The organism is Streptomyces sp. NPDC008238, assembly GCF_042956445.1.
GTDB lineage: Bacteria > Actinomycetota > Actinomycetes > Streptomycetales > Streptomycetaceae > Actinacidiphila.
Map to the genome: position 1 here is coordinate 86943 of NZ_JBIBGK010000028.1, position 15283 is coordinate 102225.

Genomic DNA, 15283 nt, shown 5'->3' on the forward strand with positions numbered 1-15283 from the left:
GGACCGCTACAGGTGGTCCAGCCGGCCCGCCTTCGCCTCCTCGACCAGCGAGCGGAACTGCTCGGCGCTCATCCGCACCCGCTGCCCGAAGTCGTCGGTCAGCACGACCCGCTGGTCGGCCGGCGCCGCCTCGTCCACGTACAGCGTGGGACAGCCGCAGTCGCAGTTGCCGCAGAACACCGCAACCTGTTCCATCGGTCCACCTCCGCACGGTCCGCGCCCGGCCGGTCACCGGGCGTCATGGGCGGCATACCCGCGGTGACGGCGTTTCAGGCCGGTGCGGCCGCCGGTGCGGACAACTCCCGCTCCAGCGGCGTCCGGAAGCGGGGCGTGACGCGGACGCCGTCCAGCCACCCCCGCAGCCGGGCGGCCTCGGCCGCGATCGCGGCGACCGCCTCGCCGCCGGGGTCGCCGAAGAGGCGGTGGACGACCTCGCCGTCGGCGCGCTGCGCCCAGCCGCCGACCACCCGGCCGTTCCACCACACGGTGGGGCCGATGTTGCCCGACCGGTCGAAGAGGGCCGCCCGCTCCTGCGCGTCCGGCGGCAGGTACCAGTCGCGGCGCTGCCAGCCCATCGGCGTCGGGTCCAGTGCGGGCAGCAGCGCCGCCCATGGCTGCGTCTCCGGGACCGGGCCGGCGTCCTCGGGCAGCACATGGCCGGTCTCCCCGTCGAGCAGCACCTGTTCGGTGCCGAGGGCCGCCAGGGCCTTGCGGACCTCGGTCAGCGTCCAGCCCGTCCACCACTTCAGGTCGGCCTCCGTGCCCGGCCCGTACGCTGCCAGCCAGCGGCGTACCAGTGCGGTGCGCGCCTCCGCGGCCGGGGGCGCCTCGGCCACCGTGCCCGGAGCTCAGCGGTACTGACTGCTCGTCCAGCCGCCCAGCGGCCTTCTGCGGACGATGCGGCCCTCCGCGGCCAGCACCCGCAGGACGCGTGTCGACACCGCCTGGGTCGCCTCGTACGGCTTGCCGCGGGCCACCACGACCTGCTCGCGCAGCCCGGGCACGTCGGAGGCGAGTTGCGCGGCCGTCGCCTCGCCGCGTCCGGCCAGCGCGGCGAGCACGGAGCGCTCCAGCTCCGCCAGCCACCCCTCGTCCCAGCCGCCGCCGTCGGCCAGGAACCCGAGCAGTTTGCGCCGTTCCCGCGCGGCGATCGGCCGGGCCGCGGCCGAGAGCACCACCGGTGCCGAGGCGGTGGCGACCACGAACATCGTCCGGCGCATCGCGAGCAGCCGCGTCAGGCTCCCGTCCTCGTACAGCGCCCGGTCCAGGGCCGCGGCGCCGGGCTCGCGCATCCTGGCCGCGGCCGACAGGTAGACCGTCGCCGGGTCCGTGCCGTGCAGCGCCACCAGCGACTCGGCCACCTCCTCGGGGCCCGCCGCCCGCCGCTGCGCCGTCAGCCGGTGCCGCACCGCCATGCGCCGGCGCCGCTCCTCCGCCCCCACCGCCCGTCCCGCGTCCATGGCTCATCGTGGCACGCACCACCGACAACGCCCCCGGCAGCCTGTGACGTACATCACACTATCGGGGCGCCAAGTCGCGTAAGGACGGCGGCCGTCCGCGCTCTCCAGATGCGCCGGAACGCATCCGGAGCGCACCGCCCGCCTGCCGAGGAAGGCCATGCTGACCGACATCGACCACATCGTCAGGGCCCGTCTGCGCGGACCGCGCTCGGGGCCCGCGGGCCGCGAGACCACCGCGACCCTGCGCTACCGCCGCGACGACCCGCTCGCCGCCCGGATCACCTTCCCCGCGGAGGTCTCCCTCGACGGCGCCGAGGTGACCTGGGTGTTCGCCCGGGGGCTGATCACCACCGGCCTGTACGAGCCCGCCGGGGAGGGCGACGTCCACATTCGGCCGAGCGGGCCGGAGCACACCGCGATCGAGTTCCGCACCGAGGAGGGCACCGCGCTGGTCGAGGTGCGCACCTCCGCCCTGCGCAGCTTCCTCGCCTGGGTGTACGAGGCCGTGCCGCCCGGGCAGGAGCTGCGCCACGTCGACATGGACGCCGTCGTCGCCGCCCTCCTGGAAGGGGAGTGACCGCCCCCACGGCCATGGGGGCGGCCGTGGGGGTCAGCGCGCGAGCGGCCGGAAACCGCGCAGCCGGAGGGAGTTGCCGACCACGAAGACCGAGGAGAAGGCCATCGCGGCACCCGCGATCATCGGGTTGAGCAGCCCGGCGGCGGCCAGCGGCAGGGCCGCCACGTTGTAGCCGAAGGCCCAGAACAGGTTGCCCTTGATGGTGCCGAGGGTGCGCCGGGACAGCCGGATGGCGTCGGCGGCGACCCGCAGGTCGCCCCGGACCAGGGTCAGGTCGCTCGCCTCGATGGCGGCGTCCGTACCGGTGCCCATGGCGAGCCCGAGGTCGGCGCGGGCCAGCGCGGCGGCGTCGTTGATGCCGTCGCCGACCATGGCGACGGACCTGCCCTCCCGCTGGAGCCGCGCCACCACGGCGACCTTGTCCTCCGGCATGACGTCCGCGATCACGTCGGCGGGGTCGATGCCGACCTCGGCGGCGACCGCCCGGGCCACCGCCTGGTGGTCCCCGGTGAGCAGCACCGGGGTGAGGCCCAGCCCGCGCAGCATCCGGACGGCGTCGGCGCTGGTCGGCTTCACGGCGTCGGCGACGACGAGCACGGCCCGGGCCCGGCCGTCCCAGGCCGCCGTGACCACCGTGCTGCCGCGCGCCTCGGCCTCCGCCTTGGCGCGGGCGAGTTCCGCCGGCAGCGGTTCGGGCAGTTCCTGGCGCCCGACGGTGACCTCGTGGCCGTCGACGGTCCCCCGGACGCCGAGTCCGGGCAGCGCGCGGAAGCCCGTGACGCCGGGCAGGTCGCCGGTGCGTTCCTCCGCCGCCCGGGCGACGGCACGGGCGATGGGGTGCTCGGAGGCGTGCTCCAGGGCGCCGGCCAGGCGCAGCACCTCGTCCTCCTTCTCGCCCTCGGCCGCGTGGACGGCGGTCAGCGTCATGGCGCCGGTGGTGACCGTCCCGGTTTTGTCCAGCACGATCGTGTCGACCCGCCGGGTGGTCTCCAGCACCTCGGGCCCCTTGATGAGGATGCCGAGCTGCGCGCCCCTTCCGGTGCCGACCATCAGCGCCGTGGGGGTGGCCAGGCCGAGCGCGCACGGGCAGGCGATGATCAGCACGGCGACGGCCGCGGTGAAGGCGGCTGCCGGGCCCGAGCCGTTGCCGAGCCAGAAGCCGAGGGTCGCCAGCGCGAGTCCGATCACGACAGGGACGAACACCGCCGAGATCCGGTCGGCGAGGCGCTGCGCCGCCGCCTTGCCGTTCTGGGCGTCCTCCACCAGACGGGCCATGCGGGCCAGTTGGGTGTCGGCGCCGACCCGGGTGGCCTCCACGACCAGCCGTCCGCCGGCGTTCACCGTGGCCCCGGTGACGGCCTCGCCCGGCCCCACCTCGACGGGGACGGACTCGCCGGTGAGCATCGAGGCGTCGACCGCCGAGGTGCCCTCCCGTACGACGCCGTCGGTGGCGACCTTCTCGCCCGGCCGCACCACGAACAGGTCGCCGACGGCCAGTTCGCTCGTGGGGACGCGTACCTCACGCCCGCCGCGCAGCACGCCGACGTCCCTGGCGCCCAACTCCATCAGGGCCCGCAGCGCGGCGCCCGCCCGGCGCTTGGAGCGGGTCTCGAACCAGCGCCCGGCCAGGATGAAGGCGGTGACGCCGGAGGCGACCTCCAGGTACAGGTCGGCGGAGCCGTGGCCGGGGGCGACGGTCAGCTCGAACGGGTGCTTCAGCCCGGGCACGCCCGCGTCGCCGAGGAACAGGGCCCACACGGACCAGCCGAAGGCGGCCAGCGTGCCCATGGAGATGAGCGTGTCCATGGTGGTGGCGCCGTGCCGCAGGTTGGTCCACGCCGCGCGGTGGAAGGGCCACGCCGCGTACGCCACGACCGGTGCGGCCAGGGTCAGCGACAGCCACTGCCAGTTGCGGAATTGCAGGGCCGGGACCATGGCCATCGCGATGACGGGCACGGCGAGCACGACGGCGGTCAGCAGCCGCTGCCGCAGCGCCGTGAGCTCGCGCGGCTCGGACTCCGCGGCCTCCTCCCCGTCGCCGGGTGCGGCGGTGAGCGGCGGGGCGGGGAGCGCGGCGCTGTAACCGGTGGCCTCGACGGTGGCGATCAGGTCGCCGACGTCGATCCCGCCGCCGAACGCCACCTTCGCCTTCTCGGTGGCGTAGTTGACGGTGGCCGTGACGCCGTCCATCCGGTTGAGCTTCTTCTCGATCCTGGCCGCGCACGAGGCGCAGGTCATCCCGCCGATCGCGAGTTCGAGCTCGGTGACGCCCGCCGGGGCGGCCTGCGCGGCGATCCGCGGGGTGACCTGCTGCTGATCCGGGAGGGTCATGCCGGGCCGACCAGTTCGTAGCCCGCCTCGTCGACGGCGGCGCGGACCGCTGCCTCCTCCAGGGGCGCGTCGGAGTCGATGGTGAGCAGGCCGGTCTTGGCGTCCACCGTGATGCCGGTCACACCGGGGAGGGCCGCGACCTCCTTGCTGACCGCGGACTCGCAGTGACCGCAGCTCATCCCGGAGACGCTGTAGCTGACAGACATGGGTTCTCCTCGTGCGTTCTGTGCGTGTTCCGGTGTACGGCGTCGGGAACCGTGCCGTCCACCCACCACCAAACTATACCCCCTAGGGGTATCGCGAAAGGGGAGGGTGAGGGAGCGGGGGGCGATGTGGCGCGGGGTTCAGCGCGCCCCGGCCGCACGCCGCGCCCCCGACCCCGGCAACTCGGCACCCCGCGCCGCGCCTTGGTCGGCCGGCTGTGCCCGGCGCGGGGAGGGCTGTGGTCCGCGTACCCGGGCCGGTGTCGTGCGCGTCGCGCCGGGGCGGGGCCTTGCGGGCCTCCTCGCCGGGAGCGGGGTCCTCCAGGCCGTGTCGTCGCATGACCTCCCCCCTGCCTTCGGCCGGGGGTGCCCCCACCCAGCGCACGCCGGGGGAACCGCGGGGCCCGCCTTCCACGCGCCCCCGGCCGCACGCCGCCCGGCGCGGGGAGGGCTTTGGTCCCCGGACCCGGCTGGTGTCGTGCGCGTCGCGCCGGGGCGGGGCCTTGCGGGCCTCCTCGCCGGGAGCGGGGTCCCCTCGGGGGGCTACGGCTGATCACCGCGGCCGGGCATCGTCACCACCGCCGTCGTCGGCGGCGGCGGGTCGCGTCCACTGCCCGTCGCGGGTGCCGACTGCGCCTGAGGACGCCCCCGCGGCCGGTACGCCGTACGGGATCACGGCCGGAACCGGCGTCAGGCGCTCCGCCCGTGACGCGCGAGGACCGGGCGGGCGGCGGCCCGGCGCGTCAGAGGGGGGCGTGCCCTGGAGGCGCCCCGCCCCTCAGGCCCAGAAGCGGTTGGTGGCCTCGAGGTCGCAGACGCACTCGTCCAGGTCGGTGACCCGGTCGCCGACGATGCGGAACACGATGCCGCCCGGCTGGTCGAGGTATCCGCTCCCGCGCTCGGCGGTGACGTGGTGGAGGGACATCGCGTGCCCGCGGCCGTCGACGAGCACCTGCCGCAACTGGACGCGCATGCTGCCGTCGGTCTCCTCGGCGAGCCTGCGGTAGTAGCCGATGACCTCGTCCCGGCCCTTGTAGTGCCCGGCGAGCGGATGGTCGCCGGGGGAGTGGTGGGCCGCGTCCCCGGCCAGCAGGCCGGCCAGCGCGTCCATGTCGCCCCTGGTCAACGCCGCGTAGACCTTCTCGACCAGCATCGCGTGCGGGTGTCCCGCCATGGCCATCGCCGCCTTTCCCTGCCGTCCGTCCCCGGTGTCCGCCCGCCTCCGGGCGCTTCGACCCACCGCGGCGGCGCGCCACTCGGCCCGCCCGGGACCGACACAAGCCACCCTGGCACCGGTCCCCGGCGGGCGCACCCGCTGCGGCCCCGGAGCCGCCGGCCGTCCATCGGAAGGGGATTCGATCGTGCGCACGATCGAATCACGCGCCCAGAGCTGGTTCGTCAGCGGAATCACGCGTATGGTCGGAGCCCCCCATGGCCGAGGAGGCCCGATGTCCGTCGACCGCACCCGCCTGAAGGAACTGCTCGCGCGGGAGACCGCCGAGGCCGCCGCGAGCAATCCGAGGTCGCGCGCCGCCTACGAGGCGGCCGACCACCTCTTCGGCCGGGTGCCCATGACCTGGATGAACAAGAACGCCGGCGCCTTCCCCCGCTACCTCGCCGGCGCGCGCGGCGCGCGCGTGACCGACATAGACGGCCACGAGTACGTGGACTTCTGCCTCGGCGACACCGGCGCCATGGCCGGCCACTCCCCCGAGCCCGTGGCCGAGGCGATCGAGCGGCGCTACCGCGAACTCGGCGGCGCCACCGCGATGCTCCCCACTGAGGACGCCGAGTGGGTCGGCGCCGAACTGGCCCGCCGCTTCGGGCTGCCCCGCTGGTCGTACTCGCTGACCGCGACCGACGCCAACCGGTGGGCGATCCGCCTCGCCCGCGCCGTCACCGGACGGCGGAAGATCCTCTTCAACAGCCACTGCTACCACGGCAGCGTCGACGAGTCCCTGATCGTCACCCGCCCCGGCGGACGCGGCGGGATGAGCCGCCCCGGCAACGTGGGGGCGCCCTGCGACGTGACGCTGACCAGCCGCGTCGCGGAGTTCAACGATCTGGAGGGCCTGGAGCGGGAACTCGCCCACGGGGACGTGGCGGCCGTCCTGATGGAGCCCGCCCTCACCAACATCGGGATCGTCCTCCCGGAGCCCGGTTACCTGGAGGGCGTCCGCGAGCTCACCCGCCGGCACGGCGTGCTGCTGATCAACGACGAGACCCACACCTTCTCCGCGGGGCCCGGCGGCGCCACCGCCGCATGGTCCCTGGAGCCCGACGTCCTCACCATCGGCAAGGCCATCGCGGGCGGCGTGCCGGCCGGCGCCTACGGCCTGTCCGCCGACCTCGCCGACCGCCTGCTGTCCCGCGGCGACCTGGACCTGGTCGACATGGGCGGCGTCGGCGGCACCCTGGCCGGCAACGCGCTGTCCGTTGCCGCCATGCGCGCCACCCTCGAACACGTCCTCACCGACGACGCGTTCACCGCCATGTCCGCCCTCGCCGCCCGCTTCGAGCGGGGCGTCGCCGACGCCGTCGCCGCCCACGGGCTGCCCTGGTCGGTCAGCCGCCTCGGCGCCCGCACCGAGTACCGCTTCGCCGCGCCCGCGCCGCGCGACGGGAGCGAGTCGGCGGCCGTCTCCGACCCTGAGCTGGAGGACTTCCTGCACCTGTGGCTGGCCAACCGCGGCGTCCTCATGACGCCGTTCCACAACATGGCCCTGATGTGCCCGGCCACCACGGAGGCCGACGTCGACACCCACACCGCCCTCTTCGCCACGGCCCTGGCCGAACTGGCAGGCTGAGCCCGTGGACGACATCGACCGCGCCATCCTCCGCGAGCTCCAGAGCGACGGCCGCATCCCGTACGCGGACCTCGGCCCCAAGGTCGGGCTCTCCCCGTCCGCCGCCCGGCAGCGCCTGCAGCGGCTGATCGACGGGAAGGTCGTGCAGGTGGTGGGCGTCACCGACCCCATGGCCATGGGCGGTCAGTCGATGGCACTGCTCGGGGTCCGCGTGGACGGCGACCCGCGGGCCGTCGCGGACGCGCTGGCGGCCCGGGACGAGGTCGTCTACGCGGTCCTCACGGCCGGGCCCTATGCCCTCTTCGCCGAGGTCGTCTGCCCGGGTCCGGCCGACCTGCTGGACTTCGTCAACGACGTCGTCAGGACCGCGGAGGGCGTCGCGGGCGTGGACACCTTCCCGTACTTCGGCATCCACACCCACCGCTTCCTGTGGGACGTGGGCTGAGCGGCGGGCCCGGTCAGCCCTTCGGCACGACGCGCAGGGCGCGGTACTCGTACCCGTCCTGCGCGAAGCCCGGCGCCTCCCACTCCAGGGCCACCGACTGGCCGGTGGACAGGGTGCGGAAGCCGTTCATCTCGATGTCGCTGTAGTGGGCGAAGCAGCCTCCGGGCGTCTCCGGGCAGTCCAGCACGCCCCAGCCCTCTTCCTCGTACCACTCGCGTACGGTCGCATGCGCCATGACCGCAGCCTAAGCGGGTCCGCGCCGCGCGGCCCCGCTGCCTCCGCCGCCCGGTGTAACGCTTTCGCGGCCCGCTGCGCCCCACTCAGTAGCCACACGCGTCACACGCGGACGGGGACGACGAACGAAGGGGCACGATGAAGCAGGGCGTGAGCAGTCCACCGGCGACGGTTCTGGGTCCTCGTCTCGCCGCGGATGTCGTGTCCATGGCCAGGGAGGGTTCCCGGGTCAGGCTCGACTACTCGCTGGCCAGCCTCGGCCTGGTCGACCGTGTCATCGAGGCCATCCGCGGCGAGCAGCCGCCCCTGGAAGCCGTCGCGCCCACGCTCCGCGGCTTCGGCGCCTACACGGGAGAGGTGCTGGTCCGCACCGCCGGAGCGGCCTGGGTGGACTTCGACGACGAGCAGAGCGGTACATTCGGGCAGCCGTTCGGCATCCGGACGCCCGACGGGCGGGTGTGGAACCCGCTGGGCAGGGCGGTCAAGCGGTACGAGAACGGGCCGGTGGACAGCCTGCGCCTCTTCTGCCTGTCGGTGGTGGGCCGGGCCGAGGTGTGACGCCCGCCGCGCCGCGGCGCGGCGACCGGCGGCACGGGGCCATCGAGCACGAAGAGGACGCAGTGGGGAAGGCGCAGGTCCGCCGGCGCGACCGGCTGGGCGAGGAGGAACTGGGCGACGCGGTCCAGCGGGCCCGCGCCGGCGACGAGACCGCGTTCGGGGTCCTCTACCGGGAGGTCCACCCGATGCTCCTGGGCTACCTGCACGGCCTGGTCGGCGACGACGCCGAGGACGTGGCCTCCGAGACCTGGCACGACGTCGTACGGGACCTCCCCGGCTTCCGCGGCGGCGGCCAGGCCTTCCGGGGCTGGGCCGCCACCATCGCCCGGCACCGCGCCCTGGACCACCTGCGCCGCATTAAGGCCCGGCCGCGCACCGCGCCCCTGGAGGAGCGCACCGCCGAACCCACGGCACCCGAGGACGCCGGGGGCGCCGCCCTGGAGAACCTGTCCACGCGGCGCGCGCTCGACCTGATAGCGGGCCTGCCGCAGGACCAGGCCGAGGCCGTGCTGCTGCGGGTGGTGGTCGGGCTCAACGCCCCCGCCGCTGCCAAGGTCCTCGGCAAGCGCCCGGGCGCGGTGCGGACCGCCGCCCACCGGGGGCTGAAACGCCTCGCGGAGCGCCTCGACGGCGCCATGGAGAAGTGACGGACTGACGGATGAAGGACAGCCGAGCTCACGACGACCGGACCGACGGCCGCATGGACGACCGGACCGACGAGCGGACCGACGAGCGCATGGACGACCGGTTGGACGCGGCCCTGGCCGAGCGGCTCCTCGACGGGGACCCCGCCGCGGCAGGCGACGGCCGCGCGGACGCCCTCGCACGACTCCTCACCGCCGCCGCGGCACCCCTGCCGGGCGACCCCGAGCGCGAGCGCGCCGCACTGACCGCCTTCCGGGAGGCCCGGGCCGTCACGAGCGGCGGTCACGGCCGCGGACGGGCCCGCGGCGTCCGTTCCGGCCGGCGCACCCGGGCGGCGGTCGGCGGACTCGTCGCGGTCTTCGCCCTCGGCGGCGTGGCCGTCGCGGCGCAGTCCGGCTCGCTCCCCGGCCCCTTCCACTCGGGCACGGCCGGACCCCGGCCGGTGTCGCCCGCCCCGTCGCCCTCCAATCCGGCGGGGTCGGGCGGCGGTACGCGCACCGCGTCCCCGCGCGGTCCGCAGGGCGGCGGCGCCGGCGCCACGCCCACGACCCCGGACGCCGCGTCACACGGCCCGCACGCCTCCGTACCCCCGCTCGCCGCGCCGACGGACGCCGGGCTGAAGGGGCTGTGCCAGGCCTACGTCAAGGCCGCCGAGCACCACAAGAGCGTCAACGCGTCCACGCTGGCCCGGCTGGAGCGCGCCGCCGGGAGTGCCGCCGCCGTACCCGCCCACTGCGCCCGGCTCACCGGTGCCCCCGAGGTCACGCCGCCGCCGGTCCGCCCGGAGAACCAGGGGGACGGCCGGCACCCGTGACCGCCCGCGGCCGGGGGGACCTCAGCCCCACACCGAACGGAAGCCGTTGACCAGGTTGACGACCGTCCCCAGCACAAGGAACCAGCCGAAGCAGAGGTAGACCCGCCCCACCGTCCGGTTGCCCGGTGCCCGCGACGGCGCCGGGACGGGCGCCGGCGCGGACTCCCTCGGCACCGGCTCGTCGGGGGCGAGCAGGCCCCGGGCCGCGCGGCGCCACACGCGGCCCGCCCGTATGAGCACGACCGCCACCAGGCAGCAGAACGCCGCCGTCTGGAAGTAGGTGAGAGGGGATGCCAATTGCGCCGAGGCGTAGCTCTGCATGAACGCGTGACCTTCCAGGATTCCGGACGCGCCGGACCGCACACCGGCCTGCCCGTGCCGGCGGGCTGGGCGGTCGACGACGGCCCGGCCGGCGGTCTCGGCAGAGTGCCGTACGCGGTCATCTTGTGATGATCCGCAACGCAGGTCAACACCCGGAGCCCGGCGGGAAGCCGGAGTGCCGCACGGCGTAGGAGTACATGTCGAATTGCCCCATTCCCCTGAGGGGACCTCGGGGGGTTCTCCGGGCGCTCCTCGGAGGCAGCCGACGCAGTACGGCGCGGTGCCCGCCGCGCGCGCCCGCCCGGCCGACGAACACCCGCGCGCACCCGCCGGCCACCGCCGCGAGCGTGTCCCGTCGGGACACCGGTATCCCCTCGGGCAGCCCCGCGGACAGGGACTCGGGCGCCCACGGAAAAGTTCCCCGCCCGTCCAGGACGTCCCCTTGGCATGCGGATTCCGCTGGTCGCGGGACCGCCGACACCGAAGGGGACGCCGTGGACGTCGAACAGGTCATGGACTTCCTCGTCGAGCACCGGGCCCCGAACGTCGTGCCCGGCTACGTCTCCGAGCAACTCCTGTCCATGTCCTGGATCATCGACGCCGGGGACGTCGCCCGCGTCGTCCAGGTGGCCAAGCGGTGGCTGCGCTCCGACGACGCGTTCCGCGCGGCGGTGGCCATCGGCCTGGAGAACGAGACGTATCTCGCCGACTCCTGGGAGGAGATCGCCGCACTGGCCGCACCGCTCAAGGAGCGGTTCCCGTCCATGGCCGCCGACGTGGACGCGTGGATGGCACGGGCTCAGCCCGCGCACGAGCGGCTGCGCCGCGGTTCCTTCTTCGACCCGGCCCCGGAGGCCGGTTGACCGCGCGAACGGACGGTGCGCCGCCTCAGGTGGAGGCCTTGGCGATGACGCCCTCCACCTCGTCCCGCCCGAACGCCCGCATGGTCGTGCTGCGGACGTTGCCGACCGCGCCCAGCCGCAGCAGCGCCGCGGCGGCGGTCTCGTCGTCCTGCGCTTCGACGAGGGCGACGAGGTCGTAGGGCCCGACCGTCCAGAAGATGTCGACCAGCCTGCCCCCGGCCTCCCCCAGCGCGGCACCGAACGCGTCGGCCCGCCGCGCCGTGTCGGCATAGGCGCGGATCCCCTGGTCGGTCCAGCTCAGCAGCGTGATGTAGAGCGGCACGATCTCTCACCTCGACAAGGAGAAGGAGCGCCCCCTCACAGCGTAGGTGCGCCCCTGACGGGTCGCATCCGGCGCATGCGGGCCGTGGTCACCATCACCTGGGCCGGCCCGGCCCCCAGCCCCGGACTGGTCAGGGGCGGTCGCGTCGCAGAAGTCGCCGAAGAGCACGTGGACCACGAAATCGAGGTTCCCGAACTCCTCGGGCGCGAGCCACACTTCGCGCCGCCACGACGGGGTCGCGAGCGCCAGGATCGCCGGCACGACATGACGGGGCTGGTCCGCGGCGTCATCGAATGTCGCGCCGCCTGGCGTCACGGTACGGCCCGCGGGAACCCACTGACCGGGCTGGCACTCTCGACTCTGGGGACAACGGCCGCCATCGCGTACTTCCTGATCACTCACCCGGACCTGCCGATCCAGGGTTAGGCCGATGATTCGGCCGGCCCCGGCAACGACGGTTCTGTCCTCGTGCCCTCCGGGCGCACCGGACGAGGTCGCGGACTGACGCACGGGTCGAGCGGTGGCGCGGGGCCCCAAGGCGAGTGCAACCTTCGCCGGCGTAGGCGTGGACCAGGCGGACGGCGCCGACCGTCAGCCCGAGCGCTCCGACAACCGCGCTCGTGACCCTCAACACCAGGGGCGTGACCGAGGCGTTGACTTTCGGATGGATCGCCACACGGCCGTGAAGTCGCTCAGCGGTGTTGCCCACGTTGAGCGCCACCGACATCAGGACTATTCCGTACCCCAGGTCAACCAGTGCCTTGCTCCAGGCAATCATGAGTTCCCCTTCTTGCCGGGCCCGTCCTGCACGGCTGCTCGATCGGTTCCTTCCTGTGGGGCCTCGGCCGCCGCTCACTCACGCCAGACGGAGATGAGGCGCGCCACCACGGCCAGTACCAGGCCGGCCACGAGGAGGTACAGGCCAAGGCGGGCTTCGGGTACGTCCGGAGACCACACCCGCCAGGCCGACGGGGTGTAGCTGTCGGTAGCCAGGAGGGCCCCGTACGGCGTGGAGGTGAGACTGAGGGGCGAGCCGCCCTGGCTGCGTACCCACAGCAGTGCCCCTATGGTGGCGCAGGTCGCAGCTGTCGCGTACAAGGCCGTGGCGCTGCGGGGGGCCGGTCTGCTCATGGGTTCTCCCTCGTCTTCATCGGTTGTGGCGTGAGGAATCCTGCTGCCCGTGCCGGTCCGCGTTCGCAGCGGGGTCGCCATGTGCCCGCCCGGACCGGACAGCGCGCCGGTGGCCTGGACAACGCCTGCTCCGGAACATTCCACGCCGTGTCGACGGACCACGGTCAGAAGGGAGGTTCGAGATCACCGCGGCCATCGCTGTGCGGCCCCCAGTCCCAGGTCTCCTCCCGGACAGGTTCAAGATCGGAGACGTCGTGCCCCCATGCTTCGAGTGCCTTCCGGGCAACGCGCCGGTTGGGGTCGTCGCTGCTGGTGTCCAGGATGCGGCGCGCGTGCACGGCGAGCTGATCGCGGTGTTCGGTGAGCGCTGGGTGTTCGGCGAGGATGAGCGCGGCGATGACGGCGGCTTCGCGCACGTCTTCATGGCTGTCCTGCAGGAAGGGCGAGACGGCCCGATCGAGCATCGGGCGCAGGTCCCGGAAGGCCGCCACGATGGTGCCGGGGGCGAGGAAGCCAGGGAAGTACTGCTTGTTGCGCTCGACGATCTCGTCGGAGGCGTCGTAGGTCGTGGAAACCAGCCAGTTCAACAGCGTCGCGCGGATGGGGACGCTGCGGTAGGGCCGGAGGGTCATAGCCGCCGGGTGGGTGAGGATGCCGGCGATGTACATGGCGACGGGGGCGGTGGCTTCGTAGATGCTGTTCTGGTGGCCGACGAGCTCACCCAGCTCCGACAAAGCGGTGACCTGAATCTTGGCATCGGGTTCCAACAGCCGCGCGAGGATCTCGGGAAGGTCCTCACCCTTCCCGAAGGGCGTCTCGAGCGAACCCCAATCAGTCTCCGCCAGGACTACCTGGTACGGCGGCAGGTCAGGCCCGCGGGGCGCCCCGGCGTTGGAACGGTCGTGGTTCACAGGCCGAACCTAGACCAGACCTCGGACACGACCCCCTACCGAGCCGGTCACCCCGGTCTGCGTCCCTGCCGTAGCCGACTGCTGTACGGCTGAGGCTGCGGACAGCACCCCATGGGCACGACGGTCGCAGAGGCCCTGTCGGCACGTCAGCCGACTGGGACCGGTGGTGGTCGGTCACGGGCGGTGGAATGGCTGTACGGCCGTCCGGCAGCAGACGCAGCGCCCTGGGGGCGTTGTACGACGACCACTCCAAGAGCCGCCGCAGCCGCGTCGTCCCGATGCCGGCGCTGTGCATCGCACCGCTGCGGGATGCCATCAGTCACATGGACGGCCTGATCATCGGGACGTCACTGGGCTGCCAGGCCCCGCGGGCCGACCTGCCCTTACGAAGTCGCGGTACTCGTCCTGCACCAGGCCTTGGTTCACCCATCGCGTCCGGAGTGCTCCCGTGCCCTGTTCGGCCATCACCAGCGCGGCCTCTGGGTCCTCGGCGATGGCGAGGAGGTGGCCGAAAAACTCTTCCTCGGCTTCCAAGTCGAACGGCGGAAACTCGTCCACGTCACAGAAGTTCTCGTGTCCGACGTCCTCTACGGCATGGACGTAGACCTCGTAGGCCACCTTCGTCGGCCGGACCTCGACGTAGGTGACGCCGAGACGCTCGGGCGAACCGATTGGCCCAAGGAACTGTTCAACTGAACGGCCCCTTCTCAAGGCGCCGACAATGAAGGACTCCGCCAAGTAACGCACGAGCGAACACCACGGGCCCCGAATCCGGGCGACCAGTTCGCTGATCCATGAGAGCTGCACGGGCCCGCACGCCAGGGCAGGAGCGAGGGACCTCCAGCTAGGATCTCGCGGGGAGGACTTGTGACTGACGAAAACCCAACTGTAAACGAATTACTCGGCGTTCGAGGAACTGCAGGCGTGATCCTGCTGATACTTGCGCTCGTTGCCGGGGTGGTTCTCGTCCTTCTGCTGCCCTACTTGCCGGCACTCGTGGAATGGGCACTCGTGGGCGAGGAAGTTTGACGCCTACCCCGCTCCACCCGCGACCGTCCCGGGCCACGCCGACCGGAGTCCGATAGCCACGGATGCCTACCGACTGGAATGGCGAGAGCCACGACCATCCCAGCAAGACACCCCCACGCGGTCAGTCCGGAGCTCAATCTCGCGTAGTCGTCGCTCCTGGTCACACCTCATTCAACCGTCACTCGGTTCTGCTGCACGATTGACATCCGCTCTGTTCACGGTGACGAACATGGTCAGCCTTTGTGATTGCGTGAACGGCTACTGGTTGGCCGTGTGCGGGCACGGCAGTCTCGAACTCGAACCGCATGCCTAGTGGCTTGTCACGCAGCCTTGGCCGGGTAATTGGTCCAGGTGCGGATCGGTGAGTCGGGGGCGAAATTGGTTTTCGGGTCGGCGCGGGCGTTGCGCCAGCGGATGTAGGCGCCGATGGCGGCGTTCTGTTCGCCGTGGCTGCGGTGGTCGGTGCCGTTGAGGGCGAAGTAGCGCAGGGCCGCGAACTCCGATTCGATCCAGTTGAGCCACGATCCGTAGGTGGGGAGGAAGACCAGCTCGACCTGGTGGGCGGCCGCCCATGCGCGGACGTTGGGGTGCTTGTGTGGGGAGAAGTTGTCGAGCACGACGTGCAGCTTCTC

General features: G+C 73.2%; 21 protein-coding genes and 1 pseudogene. 10 read left to right on the plus strand and 12 right to left on the minus strand.

Going from position 1 to position 15283, the window contains the following annotated elements:
* Positions 1–6: 6 nt before the first annotated feature.
* Both ACFZAU_RS35180 and ACFZAU_RS35185 read right to left on the minus strand, forming a co-directional pair.
* Complete coding sequence (locus tag ACFZAU_RS35180) at positions 7–195, minus strand: hypothetical protein (RefSeq protein WP_500555540.1); 189 nt, start codon at positions 193–195, stop codon at positions 7–9.
* Between the two features lie 74 nt (positions 196–269).
* Positions 270–1460, minus strand: a pseudogene (locus tag ACFZAU_RS35185) (winged helix DNA-binding domain-containing protein).
* A gap of 157 nt (positions 1461–1617) precedes the next feature.
* Between ACFZAU_RS35185 and ACFZAU_RS35190 the strand changes: the two are divergent.
* The gene (locus ACFZAU_RS35190) at positions 1618–2037 is read left to right on the plus strand and encodes an SsgA family sporulation/cell division regulator (protein ID WP_500555541.1); all 420 of its coding nucleotides are present in this window, start codon (positions 1618–1620) and stop codon (positions 2035–2037) included.
* A 33-nt stretch (positions 2038–2070) separates the two neighbouring features.
* Here the strand turns inward: ACFZAU_RS35190 and ACFZAU_RS35195 are convergent, their stop codons facing one another.
* The 3 genes from ACFZAU_RS35195 to ACFZAU_RS35205 all read right to left on the minus strand — a co-directional run bounded on the left by ACFZAU_RS35195 (position 2071) and on the right by ACFZAU_RS35205 (position 5745).
* Positions 2071–4368, minus strand: a complete 2298-nt coding sequence (locus ACFZAU_RS35195) for a heavy metal translocating P-type ATPase (protein WP_500555542.1) — start codon at positions 4366–4368, stop codon at positions 2071–2073.
* Positions 4365–4574 (minus strand): heavy-metal-associated domain-containing protein, encoded by a 210-nt coding sequence (locus ACFZAU_RS35200; RefSeq protein WP_018559941.1) that lies wholly within the window; start codon positions 4572–4574, stop codon positions 4365–4367. The genes ACFZAU_RS35195 and ACFZAU_RS35200 overlap by 4 nt, the downstream gene beginning before the upstream one ends.
* Before the next feature lie 775 nt (positions 4575–5349).
* Positions 5350–5745, minus strand: a complete 396-nt coding sequence (locus ACFZAU_RS35205; protein WP_499600279.1) for a nuclear transport factor 2 family protein — start codon at positions 5743–5745, stop codon at positions 5350–5352.
* 274 nt (positions 5746–6019) lie between these two features.
* Here ACFZAU_RS35205 and ACFZAU_RS35210 point away from each other — a divergent pair, with 274 nt between their 5' ends.
* Both ACFZAU_RS35210 and ACFZAU_RS35215 read left to right on the plus strand, forming a co-directional pair.
* Positions 6020–7378: a transaminase gene (locus ACFZAU_RS35210; protein ID WP_500555543.1), complete on the plus strand. Its 1359-nt coding sequence runs from the start codon at positions 6020–6022 to the stop codon at positions 7376–7378.
* Between the two features lie 4 nt (positions 7379–7382).
* The gene (locus ACFZAU_RS35215; RefSeq protein ID WP_499600018.1) at positions 7383–7823 is read left to right on the plus strand and encodes an Lrp/AsnC family transcriptional regulator; all 441 of its coding nucleotides are present in this window, start codon (positions 7383–7385) and stop codon (positions 7821–7823) included.
* A gap of 13 nt (positions 7824–7836) precedes the next feature.
* On the opposite strand, the gene ACFZAU_RS35220 is transcribed toward ACFZAU_RS35215, so the two are convergent.
* Entirely contained in the window at positions 7837–8058 is a 222-nt protein-coding gene (locus ACFZAU_RS35220) for a cold shock domain-containing protein (protein ID WP_500461002.1), read from the minus strand.
* A gap of 206 nt (positions 8059–8264) precedes the next feature.
* Here ACFZAU_RS35220 and ACFZAU_RS35225 point away from each other — a divergent pair, with 206 nt between their 5' ends.
* The 3 genes from ACFZAU_RS35225 (at position 8265) to ACFZAU_RS35235 (ending at position 10074) form a co-directional block, all read left to right on the plus strand.
* Complete coding sequence (locus tag ACFZAU_RS35225; protein ID WP_499600021.1) at positions 8265–8615, plus strand: hypothetical protein; 351 nt, start codon at positions 8265–8267, stop codon at positions 8613–8615.
* A gap of 62 nt (positions 8616–8677) precedes the next feature.
* Positions 8678–9262, plus strand: coding sequence for an RNA polymerase sigma factor (locus ACFZAU_RS35230; RefSeq protein WP_500555544.1), 585 nt, complete (start codon positions 8678–8680; stop codon positions 9260–9262).
* An 11-nt stretch (positions 9263–9273) separates the two neighbouring features.
* Positions 9274–10074, plus strand: a complete 801-nt coding sequence (locus ACFZAU_RS35235; protein WP_500555545.1) for a hypothetical protein — start codon at positions 9274–9276, stop codon at positions 10072–10074.
* A 21-nt stretch (positions 10075–10095) separates the two neighbouring features.
* Here the strand turns inward: ACFZAU_RS35235 and ACFZAU_RS35240 are convergent, their stop codons facing one another.
* Positions 10096–10395 (minus strand): hypothetical protein, encoded by a 300-nt coding sequence (locus tag ACFZAU_RS35240; protein ID WP_500555546.1) that lies wholly within the window; start codon positions 10393–10395, stop codon positions 10096–10098.
* A gap of 6 nt (positions 10396–10401) precedes the next feature.
* Between ACFZAU_RS35240 and ACFZAU_RS35245 the strand changes: the two genes are divergently transcribed.
* Entirely contained in the window at positions 10402–10524 is a 123-nt protein-coding gene (locus tag ACFZAU_RS35245) for a hypothetical protein (protein ID WP_499600024.1), read from the plus strand.
* Positions 10525–10889: 365 nt separating this feature from the next.
* Complete coding sequence (locus ACFZAU_RS35250) at positions 10890–11258, plus strand: hypothetical protein (protein ID WP_500555547.1); 369 nt, start codon at positions 10890–10892, stop codon at positions 11256–11258.
* 25 nt (positions 11259–11283) lie between these two features.
* Here ACFZAU_RS35250 and ACFZAU_RS35255 read toward each other — a convergent pair whose 3' ends face one another.
* The gene (locus tag ACFZAU_RS35255; RefSeq protein WP_500555548.1) at positions 11284–11580 is read right to left on the minus strand and encodes a GYD domain-containing protein; all 297 of its coding nucleotides are present in this window, start codon (positions 11578–11580) and stop codon (positions 11284–11286) included.
* Between the two features lie 84 nt (positions 11581–11664).
* Between ACFZAU_RS35255 and ACFZAU_RS35260 the strand changes: the two genes are divergently transcribed.
* On the plus strand, positions 11665–12006 hold the full coding sequence (locus tag ACFZAU_RS35260; protein ID WP_500555549.1) for a hypothetical protein: 342 nt from the start codon (positions 11665–11667) through the stop codon (positions 12004–12006).
* Between the two features lie 426 nt (positions 12007–12432).
* Here the strand turns inward: ACFZAU_RS35260 and ACFZAU_RS35265 are convergent, their stop codons facing one another.
* The 3 genes from ACFZAU_RS35265 to ACFZAU_RS35275 form a co-directional block, all read right to left on the minus strand.
* Positions 12433–12711: a hypothetical protein gene (locus ACFZAU_RS35265; RefSeq protein ID WP_500555550.1), complete on the minus strand. Its 279-nt coding sequence runs from the start codon at positions 12709–12711 to the stop codon at positions 12433–12435.
* Positions 12712–12875: 164 nt separating this feature from the next.
* Positions 12876–13622 (minus strand): hypothetical protein, encoded by a 747-nt coding sequence (locus ACFZAU_RS35270; protein WP_500555551.1) that lies wholly within the window; start codon positions 13620–13622, stop codon positions 12876–12878.
* A 336-nt stretch (positions 13623–13958) separates the two neighbouring features.
* Positions 13959–14429, minus strand: coding sequence for a hypothetical protein (locus ACFZAU_RS35275; protein WP_500555552.1), 471 nt, complete (start codon positions 14427–14429; stop codon positions 13959–13961).
* A gap of 60 nt (positions 14430–14489) precedes the next feature.
* On the opposite strand from ACFZAU_RS35275, the gene ACFZAU_RS35280 reads away from it, so the two are divergent.
* Entirely contained in the window at positions 14490–14651 is a 162-nt protein-coding gene (locus ACFZAU_RS35280; RefSeq protein WP_500555553.1) for a hypothetical protein, read from the plus strand.
* A 320-nt stretch (positions 14652–14971) separates the two neighbouring features.
* Here ACFZAU_RS35280 and ACFZAU_RS35285 read toward each other — a convergent pair.
* Positions 14972–15283: transposase (locus tag ACFZAU_RS35285; protein WP_500552644.1), on the minus strand; the 312-nt coding region annotated here is incomplete at its 5' end.